This is a genomic window from Rhizobium sp. BK060 (genome assembly GCF_014193145.1).
Taxonomy (GTDB): domain Bacteria; phylum Pseudomonadota; class Alphaproteobacteria; order Rhizobiales; family Rhizobiaceae; genus Rhizobium.
On sequence record NZ_JACHYW010000017.1, the window covers coordinates 1 to 18,381 of the forward strand.

The 18,381-nt window shown below is 59.0% G+C and carries 21 protein-coding genes and 2 pseudogenes; 9 read left to right on the plus strand and 14 right to left on the minus strand.

Translation table 11 applies throughout. The features are described from left to right. Positions 1-381: helix-turn-helix transcriptional regulator (locus FHT71_RS18975; protein WP_246718032.1), on the plus strand; the 381-nt coding region annotated here is incomplete at its 5' end. 131 nt (positions 382-512) lie between these two features. On the opposite strand, the gene FHT71_RS18980 is transcribed toward FHT71_RS18975, so the two are convergent. The 3 genes from FHT71_RS18980 to FHT71_RS18990 form a co-directional block, all read right to left on the minus strand. Next, positions 513-803, minus strand: coding sequence for an ATP-binding protein (locus FHT71_RS18980; RefSeq protein ID WP_183721393.1), 291 nt, complete (start codon positions 801-803; stop codon positions 513-515). Between the two features lie 194 nt (positions 804-997). Then, positions 998-1,672: a YoaK family protein gene (locus tag FHT71_RS18985; protein WP_183721396.1), complete on the minus strand. Its 675-nt coding sequence runs from the start codon at positions 1,670-1,672 to the stop codon at positions 998-1,000. 533 nt (positions 1,673-2,205) lie between these two features. Further along, positions 2,206-2,733 carry a YqhA family protein gene (locus FHT71_RS18990; protein ID WP_183721398.1) on the minus strand — a complete coding sequence of 176 codons (528 nt, stop codon included), beginning with the start codon at positions 2,731-2,733 and terminating at the stop codon, positions 2,206-2,208. A 455-nt stretch (positions 2,734-3,188) separates the two neighbouring features. Here FHT71_RS18990 and FHT71_RS18995 point away from each other — a divergent pair, with 455 nt between their 5' ends. The 5 genes from FHT71_RS18995 to FHT71_RS19015 all read left to right on the plus strand — a co-directional run bounded on the left by FHT71_RS18995 (position 3,189) and on the right by FHT71_RS19015 (position 8,882). Beyond that, positions 3,189-4,625 (plus strand): basic amino acid/polyamine antiporter, encoded by a 1,437-nt coding sequence (locus FHT71_RS18995; RefSeq protein ID WP_183721401.1) that lies wholly within the window; start codon positions 3,189-3,191, stop codon positions 4,623-4,625. Positions 4,626-4,734: 109 nt separating this feature from the next. Next, on the plus strand, positions 4,735-6,165 hold the full coding sequence (locus tag FHT71_RS19000) for a basic amino acid/polyamine antiporter (protein WP_132592749.1): 1,431 nt from the start codon (positions 4,735-4,737) through the stop codon (positions 6,163-6,165). Between the two features lie 14 nt (positions 6,166-6,179). Continuing rightward, positions 6,180-7,436 (plus strand): arginine deiminase, encoded by a 1,257-nt coding sequence (gene arcA / locus FHT71_RS19005; RefSeq protein ID WP_007799745.1) that lies wholly within the window; start codon positions 6,180-6,182, stop codon positions 7,434-7,436. Between the two features lie 162 nt (positions 7,437-7,598). Then, the gene (locus FHT71_RS19010; protein WP_183721405.1) at positions 7,599-8,246 is read left to right on the plus strand and encodes a multicopper oxidase domain-containing protein; all 648 of its coding nucleotides are present in this window, start codon (positions 7,599-7,601) and stop codon (positions 8,244-8,246) included. A gap of 306 nt (positions 8,247-8,552) precedes the next feature. Beyond that, complete coding sequence (locus FHT71_RS19015; RefSeq protein ID WP_183721408.1) at positions 8,553-8,882, plus strand: hypothetical protein; 330 nt, start codon at positions 8,553-8,555, stop codon at positions 8,880-8,882. Here the strand turns inward: FHT71_RS19015 and FHT71_RS19020 are convergent. After that, positions 8,865-9,614, minus strand: coding sequence for a sulfite exporter TauE/SafE family protein (locus tag FHT71_RS19020; protein WP_183721411.1), 750 nt, complete (start codon positions 9,612-9,614; stop codon positions 8,865-8,867). The genes FHT71_RS19015 and FHT71_RS19020 overlap by 18 nt on opposite strands. Positions 9,615-9,711: 97 nt before the next feature. Between FHT71_RS19020 and FHT71_RS19025 the strand changes: the two genes are divergently transcribed. Beyond that, a complete protein-coding gene (locus tag FHT71_RS19025) occupies positions 9,712-10,647 on the plus strand; it encodes a LysR family transcriptional regulator (protein ID WP_183721414.1) in 936 nt (311 codons plus the stop codon). Between the two features lie 425 nt (positions 10,648-11,072). On the opposite strand, the gene FHT71_RS19030 is transcribed toward FHT71_RS19025, so the two are convergent. From FHT71_RS19030 to FHT71_RS31790, 10 genes and pseudogenes are all read right to left on the minus strand, one after another. After that, a complete protein-coding gene (locus FHT71_RS19030; RefSeq protein WP_183721417.1) occupies positions 11,073-11,267 on the minus strand; it encodes a hypothetical protein in 195 nt (64 codons plus the stop codon). Continuing rightward, positions 11,267-11,434, minus strand: coding sequence for a hypothetical protein (locus FHT71_RS19035; RefSeq protein ID WP_007799735.1), 168 nt, complete (start codon positions 11,432-11,434; stop codon positions 11,267-11,269). Before FHT71_RS19035 ends, FHT71_RS19030 begins: the two co-directional genes overlap by 1 nt. 224 nt (positions 11,435-11,658) lie before the next feature. Then, positions 11,659-12,096, minus strand: a complete 438-nt coding sequence (locus tag FHT71_RS19040; RefSeq protein WP_132592730.1) for a CBS domain-containing protein — start codon at positions 12,094-12,096, stop codon at positions 11,659-11,661. A 631-nt stretch (positions 12,097-12,727) separates the two neighbouring features. Further along, positions 12,728-12,918 (minus strand): annotated as a pseudogene (locus FHT71_RS31780) (IS110 family transposase); the annotation flags it as partial. Beyond that, on the minus strand, positions 12,894-13,109 hold the full coding sequence (locus tag FHT71_RS31785) for a hypothetical protein (protein ID WP_246718057.1): 216 nt from the start codon (positions 13,107-13,109) through the stop codon (positions 12,894-12,896). The pseudogene FHT71_RS31780 and the gene FHT71_RS31785, both read right to left, overlap by 25 nt. A gap of 46 nt (positions 13,110-13,155) precedes the next feature. Next, positions 13,156-14,064, minus strand: coding sequence for an NAD(P)-dependent oxidoreductase (locus tag FHT71_RS19050; protein ID WP_183721420.1), 909 nt, complete (start codon positions 14,062-14,064; stop codon positions 13,156-13,158). A gap of 20 nt (positions 14,065-14,084) precedes the next feature. After that, entirely contained in the window at positions 14,085-14,501 is a 417-nt protein-coding gene (locus FHT71_RS19055) for a cupin domain-containing protein (protein WP_183721422.1), read from the minus strand. Between the two features lie 138 nt (positions 14,502-14,639). Further along, complete coding sequence (locus FHT71_RS19060; protein ID WP_183721425.1) at positions 14,640-15,188, minus strand: Rid family hydrolase; 549 nt, start codon at positions 15,186-15,188, stop codon at positions 14,640-14,642. 186 nt (positions 15,189-15,374) lie between these two features. After that, positions 15,375-16,280, minus strand: coding sequence for a LysR family transcriptional regulator (locus tag FHT71_RS19065; RefSeq protein ID WP_183721428.1), 906 nt, complete (start codon positions 16,278-16,280; stop codon positions 15,375-15,377). A 134-nt stretch (positions 16,281-16,414) separates the two neighbouring features. Then, positions 16,415-16,620: pseudogene (locus FHT71_RS31790) on the minus strand (hypothetical protein); the annotation flags it as partial. A 186-nt stretch (positions 16,621-16,806) separates the two neighbouring features. Here FHT71_RS31790 and FHT71_RS19070 point away from each other — a divergent pair. Next, a complete protein-coding gene (locus FHT71_RS19070) occupies positions 16,807-17,553 on the plus strand; it encodes a GntR family transcriptional regulator (RefSeq protein ID WP_183721431.1) in 747 nt (248 codons plus the stop codon). 4 nt (positions 17,554-17,557) lie between these two features. Further along, positions 17,558-18,343 (plus strand): transporter substrate-binding domain-containing protein, encoded by a 786-nt coding sequence (locus FHT71_RS19075; protein ID WP_132592718.1) that lies wholly within the window; start codon positions 17,558-17,560, stop codon positions 18,341-18,343. Positions 18,344-18,381: the final 38 nt, after the last annotated feature.

Below are 18,381 nucleotides of genomic sequence, written 5' to 3' on the forward strand. Positions count from 1 at the left end.
TGTCGTCATGGTCCTGCGGTCATGGTCCTGCTGTCATGCTTGCTGCCATGGGCGGGAGAGGCCGAAGGCCTCCCCTGGGGAGAGGCCGAAGGCCTGTCCCATCGGCTCATTGGCATGCGGCTTTACGACGTAATCCGCAATGTCTCGGCAGGCCGGAAGACCGACAGCTTGGTCGCAAAACTCTCCGCAAAGGAAGCCACGGTCTTCGCGCTGATCGGAAAAGGCCAGACGAACCGGCAGATCGCCGAGGCCACCGGCGTCCAGATAAAGACCGTCAAGTTTCACGTCTCGCGACTGCTCGCCAAGCTTGGGCTGCGGAACCGTGTGGAAATCGCGCTTCTGGCCCAGCAAAGCGGCGTAGGCAAGACCGCCCGTGGCTAGCGGCGGCGATGAGTTGGACATTGGGGCGGCCGACGCAAAGTGACATGACCATCCTTGGAGGTTAGCCGAACGCGTCAGGCTGCCTCCGGGACATTGGCAGCTCGGTATCCAAACGCGCAGATCAAATTCGTTCATGCGGCCTGCATGAGCATGAGAGAAGGCTGGCTTTCATCAGCCTTTCCTTCTTTTACGGGGACGCTTTGCCGATCCGGCTTGGTGGTAAAGAATGGCTCGAAAATGCGGTTCAAGGCAGCCGGATCGATCCCAGGACCGTTATCAGCGACAGCAATGATGGCGTCTTGACCTTCCGATCCGGTCCACAAATTGATGCGGGGCTCGGGCCTATCATAGAGGGCTTCTGCGGCATTGCGGATCAGATTGTGGATGATCTGCTGGAACGAGATGACATCGATTGCCACCATGCGGGACCGGTCGGCGATCGCGATATTCAGCGCGATGCCTCGTTGTGCCAGGTCCGCTTCGAAGAAGCGCGTCGGCGAGCGCCACGGTCTCCATCCGCGCCTCTGCGCCAGAGATAGGCGCGCATACGGCCAAGAATGTCGCCCGCGCGTTTTGCTTCACGGACGTTGGCCTCGAGCGAGCTGAAACGGTCAGTCTATGTCGGCTTCTGCGCGCTCCGGCGTGCATAGAGGATACTGATCAGCCCCAAGAGCGCCGAAGGGACGAGCATTCCAACGACGCCGACGGTAACCTGGGCAAACGCCCCCGCAGCGCATCCGGCGACGAAGCCAAAAACCAAAACCATTGATGTCAGTGACTGGTTCCACTCGTCAGGTTTCTCAGGGTAGCCAATCAGCCGACGAGCAGCAGCCACGGCCAGACCAGCGATGTTGCCGGTCATCAGCGAAAACGGCGGGCCAAGTCCGCTGTCCAGCCGTTCGATCGCCGTCAGCATTCCCATAGCAACAACAGCGAATAGGGCACAGGCGGCATCAAATCCGGTATTGGCGATTGCCAGAACAGCCGAAATCGCAAACGCGCAAGCCGCCGCGATTAGCGTCCAGACGGTTGCCCTTTGCAGGGGTTTGATACGGGCCACCATAATCGCTGCGATACCTGCACCGACCATAAACAGCGGAAATGTCATCAATTGCAATCCTCGCAGACCGCCTTGCTCGTGACCGACGAGTCCCAATCCGATGAGGACAACATTGCCTGTAACCAGGCCGACAAAAAGCCCGCCTAGATGAATGAAAAACAGCGCATCTGCAAATCCTGAAACGAATGCAAGCACCAGCGAATTGCCTTTGCTACGAAGTACATCCAGCATCGATCGCGGTTTCCCCATTCTAAGTGTTTAGATCGTTCGTTCTGAAGCGCGCTGCGTCGCACGATCCGGCAATGATCTCCATCTGAATTGACTCGCGACGTCCAGTCTAGAAGATTTTGGTTTCACGGCCGGAGGCGAGTGAAGGGTATTGTCACATAAACGTGGCGTCAGTATTTGTGGGCTAGAACGCATGGCATGATTGAGCCTGCCGTCAGCCACAAACGTCACCGTTTCCCAGCTCAGATCATCGCCCATGCCGTCTGGCTCTACTACAACAAAAGAACTCCGGGTCACAACGATGCCGGACGAGGCGCTAACCGCCGTCGAGGACAGTGGCCAGTCTTGATCGATTGATTGGGTGATCGAGAAGCCCGCCGGACTTGCTCCTCCGATGAAGCTCACAGCGATTGGCTCTGATGGCGCGTGCTCGCTACGGATGTGTTGAAGCCGAGCAGGCGTGACGGCGAACCCGCAGTCCGTTTTCGCCAACAGTCCGTCATCCCGGCGCGATAAGGAACGACTGAAAGGCGACCTTAAGACCGTGATGTGACATCGCCGCTCGCCGCATCTGTCTTAAACGCGGCCGGACGCGGGTGCGAGGAAACGGTCGCGATTATTTTCATTGCTGCGGCCAATAAGACAATAGCGACAGGCAAGACCAGCGCGTTCCATTGCGGCATAGTATCGGCAGTCTCCGCAACCAACGTCACGAAGTGGACGACGAGATAGAGAATAATCATCTGAAAGAAAAGATTCTTAAGCTCGGCGATGCCTTCAATCACCATCCATTCCGGCAATTTCTTTCGCCAGGGCGAAGACGGGTCAATCACGAATCCTACCGTGATCGCGCAGCCGAAAATTACCAGCACGATACCGAACAACAGCTTGTCCGTACCCTGCAGGACTGCAGTAACGACGGCTTGGTCCGGATCAGTTCGGATGTAAGCGAACGCGTCCCAGATTGTGAGAAGGCCTTCCCAAAACATCAGGAAAGACGCCGCGATGACGCCGACAGATGCCAGCGCCATCACGTAACGCAAACTCAATAGCACGGCGATCATGTCGTCTCGTCCCCGGAAAGCGGCTTACTCGCAGGTCAGTTTCGGAAAACGAAATCACTATTGGCTGTTGGCATCCAGTACCATTAACTCGGCATCCCTGTCCATTCCGCGTCGAGTGGTATCCTCGTTCAGAAAAATACGGCCGAGGCCCGTTGGGGCGGTAGCAGAGCAAAGGCCAACCGGCTGCGACTGATTGGAATACATGGTGCGGCGACACCTGATCTGAAGGTTTGTCGAAGAACTGTCTGACAAGGCATTTGATTTTTTTAGGTGCCGCGCAATATGCATACACGCAGAAATAGAGCCTCGGGGCCTGGTTCGGCGACTGATGGATAAAATGGCTTTGCGAATGGCAACCAGGTGCGCAGTGGTCCTTCCGGTTGCCGCAACCGGCGCTGGCGCGGCTAGTTGCCAGTTGAAGGCGTTTTGCCCCTTGTGTTCTCATTGGAGCAAGCATGTCCAGTTCTTCTCATGAGACCAAGTTTTCCGCCTGGACACTGATGGGAATCGTGGTTGGTTCCATGGTCGGCGCGGGAATTTTCTCCCTGCCTCAAGCCTTCGGCAGGGCGACCGGACCGCTGGGTGCGATGATTGCTTGGACAATTGCCGGTGTCGGGATGCTGATGGTCGCTTTCGTGTTCCAAACCCTTTCAGAGCGGCGACCGGACCTTGACGCGGGTATTTATGCTTACGCCAAGGAGGGATTTGGCAACTACGCCGGCTTCCTGTCGGCGCTCGGTTATTGGAGTGCTGCTCTTTTAGGGAACGTATCGTATTTTGTTCTCATAAAATCGACCCTCGGGTTGTTCTTTCCAATTTTCGGAGATGGAAATACGGTCATTGCAGTAGCGACCTCTTCATGCCTGCTCTGGGGAATGCACTGGCTCATTCTTCAAGGCATCCGCCAAGCTGCAGCTTTAAACGCTGTCGTAACAGCCGCAAAGCTCATTCCAATCATGGTTTTCATCGTCCTGGTGCTCCTCGCCTTCAAATGGGAGGCCTTCAGCAGCGGATTTTGGGGAAGTGGTGATCGCACCTTTACTGCAATCGCTGAACAAGTGCGCAGCACCATGCTGGTCACAGTATTCGTCTTCGTCGGCATCGAGGGTGCAAGCGTTTATTCGCGATATGCCAAGAGCAGGTCAGACGTGGGGATCGCCACGGTAGGCGGATTTCTGCTTGTCTTGGGCTTGATGCTAGCCGTCACATTGCTGTCGTACGGCATATTATCGCCCGCTGAGCTTGGCCAACTTCGCAATCCATCCATGGCAGGTGTCCTTGCAGCGGCAGTTGGCCCGTGGGGCGCCATGTTCGTCAGCCTGGGGTTGATCATCTCTGTCGCTGGCGCATACCTCGCCTGGGTTCTGCTCGCCGCAGAGATTTTATACTCCGCGTCAAAATACGAGACGATGCCTCGTTTTCTTTCAAGAGAAAACAGTCGGGGGGTGCCTGCCAATGCGCTTTGGCTCACAAATATTCTGGTTCAGCTATTTCTTATCGTTACGCTTTTCACGCAATACGCCTTCACATTGGCGGTAGCGATGACGAGTTCAATGATATTGATCCCGTATTTTTTTGTTGCAGCCTATGGCGTCAAACTCAGTTGGAGTCAGATACCTTTCAAAGAAATAGGACGAAGCCCCCGTCGAACAGAATTTATGCAATCGTTGCTGGCACTGATCTACACGAGTGGTCTGATCTATGCAGCTGGCGCGAAGCATCTGCTTCTCACCACTCTTCTCTATGGTCCCGGTACGGTTCTTTTTGCCTTGGCGAGAAGGGAGCAACGCAAGGGAGTCTTTAACCATTGGGAAAAGGCCGCCTTCGCTCTGCTATTTCTAAGTGCAGCCGCGGCTATATTCGAAATTGCAAACGGGGGAATTAGGATATAGCCTGAGACAACCCTTAAGGGCAAAACCGCGCCCTGCAAAGGATGCAAAAGCCTTACATCAAACTGACAGCTGAACAGAGATAATGCTTGAACTGAGAGGTTTTTCTCAAATGGCAGACTCGCAGCAGAAGTTCTCACTATTCTCTCTCACCGCAATGGTGGTCGGCTCTATGGTAGGAGCCGGAATTTTCTCTCTGCCACGTACCTTTGGTATGGCAACGGGTCCTTTTGGCGCGATCATCGCCTGGTGCATTGCCGGTGGTGGCATGTACATGCTGGCGCGTGTTTTCCAGGCACTTGCCGAACGCAAGCCCGACCTTGATGCTGGCGTTTATGCCTATGCCAAGGAAGGCTTCGGCGACTATCCGGGCTTTCTCTCAGCCTTCGGCTACTGGATCGGCAGCTGCATCGGCAACGTCTCCTACTGGGTCCTGATCAAATCAACACTCGGCGGCTTCTTCCCGGTCTTCGGCGACGGCAACACGGTGGTCGCGATCGCCGTCGCGTCGATTGGTATCTGGCTGTTCCACTTCATGATCCTGAAGGGCATTCAGCAGGCGGCCCTCATCAACACTGTTGTGACGGTCGCAAAAGTTGTGCCGATCATCGCCTTCATCATCATCCTCTTCGTCTTTTTCAAGCTTGACCTGTTCCGGCTGAACTTCTGGGGTGGCGAAGGCATGCCCGAAGCCTCGCTCCTGGAGCAGGTTCGGGCGACGATGCTGGCAACCGTGTTCGTCTTCATCGGTATCGAGGGCGCCAGCAACTACTCCCGCTACGCGCAGACGCGCGCCGACGTCGGCACGGCCACGATCATGGGTTTCATCGGCGTGTCCGCGCTGATGGTCCTCGTTACGCTGCTGCCCTATGCTGTGCTCCAGCGCCCCGAGATCGCCGCTATGGGCCAACCCTCGATGGCGGGCGTGCTTGCCGCCGTGGTCGGCCCCTGGGGTGCGGTTTTTATCAGCGTCGGCGTCATCGTTTCGGTGCTGGGTGCCTATCTTGCCTGGTCGCTGGTGTGCGCCGAAGTGCTGTACATCGCCGCACGCACGAACGACATGCCCCGACTGTTTGGCACGGAAAACCAAAACAAGGTTCCAGCCGCGGCCCTTTGGCTGACCAATGGCATCGTCCAGCTTTTCGTCATCAGCACCTACTGGTCCCGGGATGCCTTCGCGCTCATGCTGAACCTGACCAGCGCCATGTCACTAATCCCGTATCTTTTTGTAGCCGCATTCGGCTTTCTGTTGGCGAAGCGGCGACTGACCTATGATGTCAGGCCGGCGGAACGCAACCGGGATCTTATCATCGCGAGCATTGCCGCCATCTACACGATCTTCATGATCGTTGCAGGCGGCATGAAATTCGTCCTGCTATCGGCTCTTCTTTATGCGCCCGGGACAGTTCTCTACTTCTGGGCGCGGCGGGAGCAGGGCAAGCAGATCTTCAACACAGCCGTAGACTGGGTAATCTTCGCCGCAGCCGTTATAGGTTGCATTGTCGCGATCATTGCTTTGGCCACTGGATACCTGACAATCTGAAAAGGAGGAAGAGCATGTCTTCTGCAAGTTCCACCCCTCAGGCACTTGGCGTCCATTCCGAAGTTGGGCAGCTGCGCAAGGTGCTGGTGTGCGCTCCCGGGCGTGCCCACCAGCGGCTGACACCGACCAATTGCGACGCGCTGCTGTTTGACGATGTGCTCTGGGTCGACAATGCCAAGCGCGACCATTTCGACTTCATGAACAAGATGCGCGACCGCGGTATCGAGGTCGTGGAAATGCACAATCTCCTGGCCCAGACAGTCGCCGTGCCCGAAGCCAAGAAGTGGATTCTCGACCAACAGGTCGCCCCCAACCAGATTGGTCTCGGCCTGCTGGACGAAGTGCGCTCCTATCTCGAAGGGCTGTCTGACCGTGATCTTGCCGAAACGCTGATCGGCGGTCTCTCGACCTACGAGTTCCCCGAGGCAATCGGTGGCGAGCAGCTGGCTCTTATTCGCGATGCAGCCGGCGTCAATGAATACCTGCTGCCGCCGCTACCGAACACGCTCTACACGCGTGACACGACCTGCTGGATCTACGGCGGCGTCACGCTGAACGCGCTCTACTGGCCAGCGCGTCACGAAGAAACCATCCTCACCACCGCAATTTACAAGTTCCATCCGGATTTCGCCGGCAAAGTCAACGTCTGGTGGGGCGATCCGACCAAGGACTGGGGCCTTGCCACGCTCGAGGGTGGCGACGTTATGCCCATTGGCAAGGGCAACGTCCTGATCGGCATGAGCGAGCGCACGTCGCGCCAGGCAATCAGCCAGGTCGCGGCCGCGCTGTTCGAGAAGGGGGCGGCCGAGCGCGTGATCGTCGCCGCCATGCCGAAGCTGCGCGCCGCCATGCATCTCGACACTGTGTTTACCTTCGCAGACCGAGACTGCGTGCTGCTCTATCCCGATATTGTCAATGGCATCGATGCCTTTTCTTACCGGCCGGACGGCAAGGGCGGTGTCGAACTGCACAAGGACAAGGGTAGCTTTGTCGAGACGGTACGTGACGCTCTGGGACTCAAGAAGCTGCGGGTCGTCGAAACGGGTGGCAACGACTATGTGCGCGAGCGCACCCAGTGGGACAGCGGCGCCAATCTCGTCTGCGCGGCACCGGGCGTCGTCTATGCCTATGACCGCAACACCTATACGAACACCTTGCTTCGCAAGGAAGGCATCGAGGTCATCACCATTACTGGCGCTGAGCTCGGACGCGGACGTGGCGGCGGCCATTGCATGACTTGCCCCATAATCAGAGACCCCGTCGATTATTGACGAACCGAAGTCTTGCCCAATGGCATAGGTGGCAAGCCGGTGAAGGCGTCAACAATGAGTGTAGCGTGAGTGAAACTGGGCGCGAGCCTTGAGCAGCTGCGGCGTATTGGCTGATGATGCCAGGTCTTAGTCCTGTCCGTCCGTGGACGGAAGACCGGAGGCATGCGATCTGGTCTGAGTGCGCCCAACGTCATGGATGGCATGCCCGGTCTGACGCAGCCGCCGATCAGCACCGGCGAAACCTTCGTCTATGAGTTCACGCTGCAGGATGCGGGAAGCGTGGGCATTTCCCCCTCTAGATGCGTTGTGTCTTGGTGGTTTGAATGTTCTGCGTTTATGCCTACCGTCGATGGGTATGCCAATCTTGCGGAATTCTACCGCAGTCGGGGCGACGATGCACAGTCCGAGCGCGCCTATGCCGACGCGATCGCAGCTCTGCCGGACAGCGCAGAATTGCGCTATGGTCACGGGCTGTCGCTGGTGCGGACGCAGGAGCGAGCAAGGGCCCTACAGGAATTCCGGGAGGCGTCGCGGCTGGAGCCGGCCAATTCGCGCTTCCGCACAACTCTGGCGATCGCGCTTGACGACGCCGGCAGAACCGCTGAGGCATTCGACATGCTCTTTGCGGCGGCGATATCGGGCAGCAGCGATGTCAGCCTGCTCGGCACGGCGATCCAGTTCGGGCTCAAACTCCAGCGCTTCGACGAGACGCTGCGACCAGTCGAAACGCTCAGCCGGCTGCAGCCGGACAATCCGCAGATCAAAGATCTGCTGCGGCAGCTACGAGCCATCACTGGAGCCGGGAAATAGGGATCCAGATGCAAGTGCCGTTACTTGCCAACCGCACGCTCGCCTGTCTTATGCACGAGCGGCGATGGTGCGTTACGTCTGCGCGTAGGGCCGGCTTTGCTCTCCAGGCGATTATCCAGCAATCGAATTCCTGCCCGCGAGCGGCTGGAGTCGCTTAGGGTCTCATTTCGCCCTCAGCCGGAACCGACCCCAAGGCGGCGCTATGCAGTCGGTAAAAGTCCCACTCGGCAACCGCTCCAGCGTGGATGCAGTCGGAAAGCAGGGAGGAGACGACAGGGATGACCAATCGAGAGCAATCCAAGCGCGGTGAAAACGGCGAATTCTTACCGCTATCGGCCCGCCAGCGATGCGTCGCCAGCGGATATCAGCGCTTCGCCGGCGCGCCGAAGCAGCGGTGTCGTCTCGCCAGCGGACGCTGTTACTGGTGACGCGACGGCCAGCAGTGATGACGAATTGCAGCAATATTTCAATGCCGGCTTCCTATTTGCTGCATTCGATCAGCAGGCCATCCCCATTGGCTTTGGCGGAGGGTACATGGCCGAACACAGGCTGCACATTGGCGAAGTGGACGACCCCCAAGTGCGCGCTTTCTCGCCCGAATCGGTGCTTCGAGTTCGTTTACACGAATGGTCTTAGTGACATTTCCGCTCCCAGCAGCAGCAAGCAGACAAGGAACAGGCGTCGAAAGGCAGCCGCGCTGATCAGCCCGCGCAGCGCCTGGCCAGTCCACATGCCTGCGAGCGCGGGCCCAACAGCGAGCACCGAAAGCGCCAGTCCCTGCAGCTCGAATGCGCCATGTACGCCAAGACCTGCCGCGAGTGCAACGGTTGACACCGTGAAGGACAGTCCGAGTGCCTGCACCAGATCGTCCCGCGGCAGGCTGAGTGCCTGCAGGTAAGGCACGGCCGGGATGACGAAGACCCCGGTGCCGCCCGTAACGACACCGGTCACGGCGCCGATCAGGGGCGAAAGCCATGGCTCCCAATGCAGGGGCACGCGGATCCGCCGCGCCAGCAAGGAATAGCCGGCATAAGTGACCAGCGCGGCGCCGAGTGCGGGTGTGGTCGCCCGGGTTCCGCCACTGGTCAGCCATGTCATGCCCAGTATCGTGCCCGCGCAGATTGCCAGCATCATCAGCCAGAGTCGGCGGACGAGCGGACCGAAGGCGGGTCCGGCTAGAAGCTGCCAGACGTTGGTCAGGAAGGACGGGACGATCAGCAGGCCGGCGGCCGCCAAGGGCGAGAGCAGGGCTCCAAGCACTCCCATCGCCATGGTCGGCAATCCCATGCCGGTCACGCCCTTGACAATGCCAGCTACGAAGAAGGTCGCGGCAATCGCAAGCAGAATGGGGAAGGAAAGATCGATCATGCACCAGTCATAGCGACGGCCGTCCCACAGACAATGCGGAAGTGCCGCAGTCAGCCTTCGGCTGGACCGAAGCCTGGCGCCCGAGTATCCTGCCGCCATGCGTTTCGATTTCACCGACCTGCGCCTGTTTCTTGCCGTCGCCGAGGCCGGGAGCATCACCCATGGCGCGGCCGAGGCCGGCCTGTCGCTGCCAGCCGCCAGCGAACGCCTGCGCGAGATGGAGGCGTCGAGCAGGCTGAGGCTGCTGGACCGCGGCCGGCGAGGGGTGACGCTGACAGAAGCCGGCGAGGCGCTGCTGCACCATGCGCGGCTGGTCCTCTCCCAGATGGCTCGGATGCATGGTGAGATGGGTCAGCTCGCCAAGGCGGTGCGCGGCACCGTCCGCGTCTTCGCCAATACAGCGGCGGTCGCCGAGTTCTTGCCCCTACGGCTCGCGCCCTGGCTGGCTACCCATCCGCACGCCGACATTGTCGTCAAGGAACGCCAAAGCGCCGACGTCGCCCGCGGCATTGCGCTCGGCTTTGCCGAAATCGGCGTGCTCTCGGATTTGGTCGACACAACCGGGCTGACGCTGCGCCCCTTCGTGACGGACCGACTTGTCGTAGTGGCGGCGCGAGACCATAGTCTTGCGGCCATGCGACAAGTCCGGCTTGCCGACCTTCGCGGTCAGCCGTTCATCGGACTGACCGAAGGCGCCTTGCAGGACCACCTTAACGCGCAGGCGGCGCGCATCGGTCTGCGGACCAGGCCGCGCATCCAGCTGCGCGGATTCGACGATATCTGCCGGATGGCAAGTGCCGGTGTCGGCGTCGGCATCGTTCCCGAGACGGCCGCACGCCGCTGCCGGAAATCGATGCCGATCTCCGTCAAGCGGCTGTCAGACGATTGGGCGGTGCGTCGTTTGTCGCTCTGCACCCGAAGCGATACGAAACTGACGCCGCTCGCGCAAAGCCTGATCAGGCATCTTGAAAGCGAAAGGAAGGGGCCGCCCGGCCGGGCTCACACTGATACCAGCACAAGAGATGACCGTTGACGCGAGGCGAACGTCTGTAGCACAGCCGCTGTTCTCGCTGTGTGCTCGAGAGCGTCGCGCAGGGCAGGATCGACCCGACCCCATACCAGAGCTTCGTATCTGCATCTTCTGCGAATGATTGACGCGGATGCGAAGTTCGACTGCCAACCCCTGTCAGTCTCGCGGCAGCTGCCCTACAAGTAATCCGTTGCCGGCATGGTTCCCGCAGCCGGAGCATTTCAGTCTCCTGGCCAAGGTGGCAAGGGTTACGTGTTTGCCTATCCGCCTGCCAAGCTCCCATCGATCGAGCGGCGTGCTCTTCAGGCATAAAGGACAGGCGGCCACGAGCACGAACATTTCCGGTAACGATCCGAGTGTTTCGCGATCAAGGTTGACGGCATAGTCTACAGGCAACGCCAGATTGATGCCACGGCGGTGACGCATGCCTATTTCCGTTCGAACTCCGGCTTCCAGCCACGCGTCATGCCACGGCTGATGACGCCCTCAGTCAAGGCGAGCTGGTGACGCAGATGCCTGATGTCCTCGAGCAGCGTCGCAATGGTCGCATTTACGTCGTCGTCGTGCCAAGCGAGTGCCGCCTGCACTTCGAAGTCGACGTCTTCCTTTGTCATGGGCAGCATCAGTGCAGGTCCAGGCTGAGTTGCTGACCTTTGATCGAAGGCAGCGGGCGGCCGATGTCGATCTTGCCAAAAACGCGCTTACGGCGTTCGGCATCGCGTTCACGTTCCGCACGGCTGGCTGCAACAACTGCCAAAGCGTTTGCAATAACCTGTTCGGTATGGCTCATGACAACCTCCATTGAATGTTCTTATTTTGTTCTCATTTGGTCGTCAGGTCAAGCCGGTAGCGTCGTTTCCGGGTGGCATTTGGACGCATGACAAAAAGAGCTGTGCCAGGCGTCCTTATGTGCGTCATTGCAGCGGCCTTGCGCCCAAAGGCAATGGTGCAAGCATTGGGTAAGCAGATGGCCGCGGGCCTGCCGGCCGTTTTGCTATCGTGCCACGCGGACCGTCAGTGGGCTGTCTGTGAATGTGCACCGCCGCGTTGCGAGATGCCGCTTAGTGCCCTGCCTGTTTCCATGGTCTCGCCCTTCATAGCCAGATCGCCTAGCGAGATGATGCCGACGAGCCGCTTGCTTCGGTTCAGGACCGGCAAGCGCCGCACTCGAAGATCGCCCATGCTGTGAAGGACATCTTCGATATCTTCGTCATCGAAGCAGTATTTGACATCGGTGCTCATCACGTCACGCACCTTTGCGTCCGGCCCTTTACCCTCTGCCACGCCACGAATGGCGATGTCGCGATCAGTGATCATGCCGACCAGCCGGTCATTGTCACCCACCGGGAGAACGCCGGCATCGAGACGTCCCATCATTAAGGCGACATCCTGCAATGTCTGCTCCGGATCGGTGATCTGAACATCCGTGGTCATGCAATTGACGACTTTCATGGTAGTAACCTCCCTCACGTTGTCCGCGCCAGGTAGCGCGAGATAAAAGAATCAACGCGCACCGATCGGAAACGTTCCTGCCAAAAGCCCTGTAGACTGATCGCGTAACGCTTGCTTCAAATCGCCCACTTGTGGAGGTTTCAGACCAGGTCAGTTCGGAGCGGCTCGAGCATCTTCGATGACCTCGGGCACGTCGTTTTTCGGGGCGCCGACTGCAGCATCTCGTCGGGTCGCCTTGATGCAGACCCGTTCGCTGACGGGTTCCGAATGGAAGGAACCTGGTGCAAGTTTCCGGCCTTGGCGTTGACAAACCGACATCAATCTCAGCGCCAGCGAGCGGAGGTCCTTCTCTATTCGGCGTGGTGAGGTCAAGCATCTTCTGACTGTCCGTAGCTATGACGATTGACGTCTTCGCAGTATCGCGCTGCTCTCCGGGCTCGGCCTGCGTGGCCCTCCCATTATGGGATCAGAAGAATGAGGCGGAACAATCTAATCGGCGATCTGATCGCAATAAACGACCGTACCAAGACAACCGCGCGAACTCACCCCATCCGTCGTCCTGCGAAAGACATCTTTCCACCGGCAGTGGAATCTTCTTGTCTCCTTTGGTTCTTGTCACCTTGGTTGTTAATTACGCAGCAACAGGCAAGCTCTCCCGTGTCCAGCAGAATTCGGTTCCGTCACTCCACATGCGATGCACGCAAGCCGTCGCGCCAAGGCGACAACCGCCTTTTGCCTGCCGCGGCGTTTGGCGATATTCATCGCCCGCGCTTTTAGCCACGACCATTTCTTAACGTTTACAAGCACGACTTGCGCGGCTTCGCGTGCAGCCAACAATGGCTGCATGATTTCGTGTAGATCAGGCGCCTGTCTTCGACCAGCTCATTGATCCGCTTCTCGAATTTGACCTTGCCGACCAATCCGACTTTCAGACCGAATTTGCGCAACAATCCGCGAATGTCATTCGCGATGGCGATGGCTTTTTCCTGCAAGAGTTTGCGCGCGGTCAGCAATGCCCGGTGCTTCTGGCTCGTCAGTGTCTTCTCGCAGGCTTTGCGCTCAGGATTTCCAGAGCAATGGTCGCGGAGAAAAGCCGAGATTTGCCTTTGCCTTGCGGTTGGAGGCGCCGGTTAGAGAGAGGTGATAGTATACCGCCTCCGCACCGGCCGTTTTTAAGGCGTCATCGACGCCGACTCGCGGTGGTTCTGGCGCATCAACCCAGCGCGCGAAGGCCGGGAGCCATTCGGAAACCGGAAGCGGGTCATCGTCCACGATGTTGTAGACGCCAGGCTTAGCGGTAAGCGACGCGACCGTCGCAGCGACCGCATCGTCGATGTGGACGAACGACCATACTGCGCTTCCGTCTCCTATGATCACTGCTTCCTGGTTCCGAGCCTGATCCGCAACCGCGCCGTCGGGGCGATACCAGGTGCCTGGGCCGTAGAAAAAACCATAGCGGAGAGCAATGCCCGCCAGCATCGATGATCCGGTGACCCGGCTTTCGTAATCGTCAAAGGCGCGGGCGCTGTCGCCGATCTCGCCCGGCGCGTCGCGCCGTAGTTTTGCAGTTTCGTCTGCGAGCGTCCCGGAGGGGGCATCAAGGTAGAAGCCGCGCGATTGCATAATGAAGCGGCGGACACCGATTGCTTCTGACGCCGTGAGCAGATTGGCGCCGCCTTCGCGGTGCAGTCTGGTGTCGTTGGGCATGGCTTTGATGATATCGGCCGGGCTTGTGGGAAGCCAAGTGAGCTGATCGATGACGACCTCCGGCTTCGCCGCTTCGAGCGCGCGACGCACCTGCGTTGCGTTGAAGGCATCGGCCGTGGACGCCTCCGCTCCAAGCTCGCGCAGACGATCGACGCCTGGACCTGGCCTCGTCATACCGGTTACCTGGTGCCCTTGTGCGCGGAGCGCGCGCACGAGTGGGAGGCCTACCGCGCCCGTGGCGCCGGCAATAAAGATGTTCATGGCGATGTTCCTCTTCGGGTTTACTCGATGGGGGTGGTCAGGGCCTTTTCATCCGTGTCGACGACGAACACGGCGAGCAGCCTTGCGGGCTCGGTCTTGCTGGCGTTGCGGCTGACGAGATGGCGGGCAGCCGGCGGCTCGTACCAGCTCTCACCAGCACGATAGGTCCGCGTCGGACTGTCATTGACCTTGGACTCGATCTCTCCGGACAGGACGTAGGCGAAAATGAACGCAGAATCCGCGTGCGTGTGCGGGTCCGATGCCCCAGCCGGCGGATAGTCAACGATGAGGGCCGTCAGCGCTTTCCCTGGAATGTTGGGAATCGCCTTCTCGAAGTGAGGCGTGACAACGTCGCCGGGGCCATGCCCCACCGCAGGCACTGCGGTGGCGATGACGAGGGCGGCGCAAGCTGTGCCCATGGTGCACCATGCACTCATGATGAGATTCCTCCTTTATGGCGTCGGTGGGAAAGTGAACCGGTACTCTTGCGAGCTGGCCGGAAGGGTGTTGGGTACTCACCCCTGCAGCGGCCGGATGTTCGGAAACAGGCGTCGCGTCAGATGGGCCTTTTTGGCCTAGTCAGTTACGGCAACCATGCTGATTTCGATCAGTTGGCTGGGAAATGCGAGGCGCGGCGTCACGAGTATTGTGCTGGCAACGGCCGGCTGTGGAGATCCAAACGCCGTCTTGCGAACAGGCCCCGCGACTTTGAAAGCCGCGTCCATATCCAGAACATAGATCGTTTCCTGTACGACGCTATCGAGCGTCAGCCCATAGGCCGCCAGGACCTTGGCGCAGTTGGCGTATGATTGCTCCATCTGTGCGCCCATGTTCGAGAAATCCGTAACCTTTCCACCTTCATCGACGGGGGCCGGCGCTACCATCTCGCCTTTATTGTTATGGCTAAGCTGGCCGGATATGTGGATCGTGGCTCCGACTTGTACAGCCTGCGCATAGCCGTAGGCGTCTTCCCAAGGAACGCCGAAGTTCTTTACGACCTTCTGGCTTTTTGTTCGCGACGTGGCGGGTGAGACCGACACGGTGAATGCGGCAGCAGCCAAAGCAGAAACCCCGACAATGCTTCTCCGTGACAGATCAACAATGCTATTTGCTTCCGTTTGCATTTTGCTCCTCCTGGTCTAACCAGAGACAGCCTGTCACGGCAGGGGAGGATAACTCAAGCTTCATTCTGGCAAGACTTAGTTTGCAAATTTGCGATCCGCCCGTCGTGGCAGGTGCGATCCCTTTGGCGCGGCAGAAATTGAGCAGGCTATCCGATGTTCACGGATGGAAGCCCGCTACATACCCCTTTATCGAGGGACTTCCCCTTCTATGAGGCTGCGTTGCTTCGCGATTGCTTCGTTGCAAAACACCGTGAACGCATACACCCGTCCGGACCGTCGGATGTCGGGATGCGTGAGTACCCAAAGCTCATCTGAAAGATCTGGCTCAACATTGCCCAGGCGTTTCAAATTCTTGTTAATGTCGCCAAGCATGCACGGCAGGTAGCCGATTCCAATCCCGGCCTCGATCGCCGCCGCAATGCTCACCACCGAGTCACTTCTGTAAACAATCTTCTCAAAAGGAACCGCCTGTTCGATCCATTTGGCCGCCCTGAGGCGAGAGAGCGAGCCCGAGTAGGACGTCCAGTGCCGGCTTACTGCTTCCTTCCCGTCGTGATGCTCCTCATATCCGTCATATCGCCGTCCGTACATTGCCCAGGCGATGGTCGCCACCTTTCGACCAAAAAGGTTCTCGGGAGGTTCGGAGGTCGCGCGAATTGCGATGTCGGATTCACCGCGGGCCAGATTGAAGGGATTGTTCGCAATGAGAACTTCAACGCGTATACCGGGGCTTTCTGTCCGAAAGGCCGCCACAATGGGAACTATGAGATTGTACGCTAGCGAATCGCTTGTTGTGATCCGAAGGTCGCCGGCGTGGCCGGCCTCGCGATCCGAAATCCGCGTGGAAACGCCAATTATCTCCAGCTCGATATTTCGTGCAAGGGCTATGACTTCAGTGCCCGCGTGAGTCGCGATATAGCCGCTTCGCCGCCGGTCAAACAACACCACCTTTAGCGCATCCTCAATTTGTGACAGGCGTCGAAACATCGTGGAGTTGTTCACGCCCAGGCTTGCTGCCGCCGCGGCGAGGGAGCCGTATTCTCCGATAGCCTTGACGACCCGCAGATCATCCCAACTTAGTCGATCACCCATGTAATTCCGAGACCTTCACCCTCTTCGCACGTCAAACCGTAGGCCGTGGATTTCGAGCCCGGTTCATGCACGGAATACAACCATTTTAGCTCAATTTCGTGAGGCGGCCGAGGGCCACCTTGCCTTCAATAAGTTCATTGATGCGCGCCTCGAACTTGATCGCTCCGACCCGTCGGGGAGAGGGGCTTTTCAAAGCCAGACGCCGTGGTGAGATTGATCCGAAAGCGGTCGCGCCGACGACGGTGTTTGCGCGCCATCTCCGCGATCGCCGGCCGAGCTGCTTTTGAGTGTAGCGCTCATCGATCTGAACGGAGGAGGCGAGACTGGCACGAAATGAATGCGTCAGAAAGCTTCCATTGTTGGTGTCCTTCGGCTGTGTCGCGCATAACGGAGCGAAAAGTTCAAAAATTTGGCCGCGGCCCAACACATATGACTACGATCTAGGCGAATGCGCCCCAACACTTCTGTAATGAGTTGATATTATTAATTTCATTAGACTGGCATACACCTTGCTTACCCGTCTTGTATGCAAGATAGCCATACAGCTGAGACCACGCAGAACAACATCGAAGAGGCCATCATCTCGGGCATTCTATCCGCCCGGATCAGGCCCGGCACGCGGCTGAGCGAAAACCAGCTGGCGTCGGTCTTCGGCGTGTCCCGAACCCGGGTGCGGGAGGCGATGATGCGGCTCGAAACGCGTGGCATCGTCACCGTAAGCCCTCGACGGGGCTGGTTCGTGGTCGAGCCGTCCGCCGAAGAGGCGATGACTGTCTATGAAGCAAGGCGCGCCATCGAGTCGGGCCTGCTGCGTGGCATGCGCGCGCTCACGGACGAGGGGCGGAAGGTTCTTATCGCCCATTTGGACGAGGAAAAGGCTGCGATGGCCGCCGGCGACCGCCAGCGCCTCACCTGCCTCATGGGTGATTTCCATATCCGCATTGCCGAACTGGCCGGCAATGCGATCCTTGTCGAAATCCTGCGCGACCTCACCGCCCGCACGATCCTAATCTCGATGCTCTACCAGTCGGAGTTTCACGCCGGGCAGTCCCATGAGGGACACTGCCGTATTTTCGAAGCGATGGAGGCCGGCGATTTCGTCAGGGCCGCCGAGCTTTCCGTCGAGCATCTGGACGAGGTGGAGACCGGCCTGGATCTCACGACGCGCCCCGACCCTCTCGCCGAACTGCGCAACTCCCTGTCGCTCCCTCCCAGGACCGTACCCGCCCAATCGTCGGGCACACGAAAAAACGCAACCTCAAAGGAGAAATGAACACATGCTGACAAGAAGAACATTCTTCGCAATCGCAACGCTCGCAGCCGCCGTCGGCTTCGGTTCCGCGTCCCATGCCGATGCGCTCGCCGACATCACCGCGCGTGGCACGCTGCGCGTCGCCGTGCCGCAGGATTTCCCGCCTTTCGGCAGCGTCGGCACCGACATGGCGCCGATGGGCTACGATATCGACGTGGCCAACCTGATCGCCGAAAAGCTCGGTGTTAAGACCGAACTCGTGCCAGTCACCAGCGCCAACCGCATTCCCTACCTGCAGACGAACAAGGTCGATCTCGTCATTTCCAGTCTTGGCAAGAATCCGGACCGTGAAAAGGTCATCGATTTCTCGGCAGCCTATGCTCCGTTCTTCAACGGCGTGTTCGCGCCCGGCGATCTTTCCGTCGCCAAGGTGGAAGACCTTTCCGGCAAGACCGTCGGTGTCACCCGCGGCGCAGTCGAAGACCTCGAGCTGACGAAGATCGCGCCGGCCGATACCACGATCAAGCGCTACGAGGACAACAACGGCACGATCTCCGCCTTCCTCTCCGGTCAGGTCGAGACCGTTGCGACCGGCAACGTCGTTGCCGCCGCCATCCTCGCCAAGAACCCGCCGAAGCGCCCGGAACTGAAGTTCCTCATCAAGAACTCCCCCTGCTACATCGGCCTCAGCAAGGAGCAGCCCGCGCTTCTGGAAAAGGTGAACGGCATCATCGCCACCGCCAAGGCCGATGGCACGCTGAACGCCATCGCCCAGAAGTGGCTCGGTACCGACCTCCCGAAGGACCTCTAAGGAACCGCGCGTTCAGGGTCATCCCGCGCCAGACGTGG

Coding starts and splice junctions, on each gene's coding strand:
- FHT71_RS18980 (WP_183721393.1), bottom strand. CDS start 803: ATGGTGGCAATCGATGTCATCTCGTTCCAGCAGATCATCCACAATCTG.
- FHT71_RS18985 (WP_183721396.1), bottom strand. CDS start 1,672: ATGCTGGATGTACTTCGTAGCAAAGGCAATTCGCTGGTGCTTGCATTC.
- FHT71_RS18990 (WP_183721398.1), bottom strand. CDS start 2,733: ATGATCGCCGTGCTATTGAGTTTGCGTTACGTGATGGCGCTGGCATCT.
- FHT71_RS18995 (WP_183721401.1), top strand. CDS start 3,189: ATGTCCAGTTCTTCTCATGAGACCAAGTTTTCCGCCTGGACACTGATG.
- FHT71_RS19000 (WP_132592749.1), top strand. CDS start 4,735: ATGGCAGACTCGCAGCAGAAGTTCTCACTATTCTCTCTCACCGCAATG.
- arcA (WP_007799745.1), top strand. CDS start 6,180: ATGTCTTCTGCAAGTTCCACCCCTCAGGCACTTGGCGTCCATTCCGAA.
- FHT71_RS19010 (WP_183721405.1), top strand. CDS start 7,599: ATGCGATCTGGTCTGAGTGCGCCCAACGTCATGGATGGCATGCCCGGT.
- FHT71_RS19020 (WP_183721411.1), bottom strand. CDS start 9,614: ATGATCGATCTTTCCTTCCCCATTCTGCTTGCGATTGCCGCGACCTTC.
- FHT71_RS19025 (WP_183721414.1), top strand. CDS start 9,712: ATGCGTTTCGATTTCACCGACCTGCGCCTGTTTCTTGCCGTCGCCGAG.
- FHT71_RS19030 (WP_183721417.1), bottom strand. CDS start 11,267: ATGCTGCCCATGACAAAGGAAGACGTCGACTTCGAAGTGCAGGCGGCA.
- FHT71_RS19035 (WP_007799735.1), bottom strand. CDS start 11,434: ATGAGCCATACCGAACAGGTTATTGCAAACGCTTTGGCAGTTGTTGCA.
- FHT71_RS19040 (WP_132592730.1), bottom strand. CDS start 12,096: ATGAAAGTCGTCAATTGCATGACCACGGATGTTCAGATCACCGATCCG.
- FHT71_RS19050 (WP_183721420.1), bottom strand. CDS start 14,064: ATGAACATCTTTATTGCCGGCGCCACGGGCGCGGTAGGCCTCCCACTC.
- FHT71_RS19055 (WP_183721422.1), bottom strand. CDS start 14,501: ATGAGTGCATGGTGCACCATGGGCACAGCTTGCGCCGCCCTCGTCATC.
- FHT71_RS19060 (WP_183721425.1), bottom strand. CDS start 15,188: ATGCAAACGGAAGCAAATAGCATTGTTGATCTGTCACGGAGAAGCATT.
- FHT71_RS19065 (WP_183721428.1), bottom strand. CDS start 16,280: ATGGGTGATCGACTAAGTTGGGATGATCTGCGGGTCGTCAAGGCTATC.
- FHT71_RS19070 (WP_183721431.1), top strand. CDS start 16,807: ATGCAAGATAGCCATACAGCTGAGACCACGCAGAACAACATCGAAGAG.
- FHT71_RS19075 (WP_132592718.1), top strand. CDS start 17,558: ATGCTGACAAGAAGAACATTCTTCGCAATCGCAACGCTCGCAGCCGCC.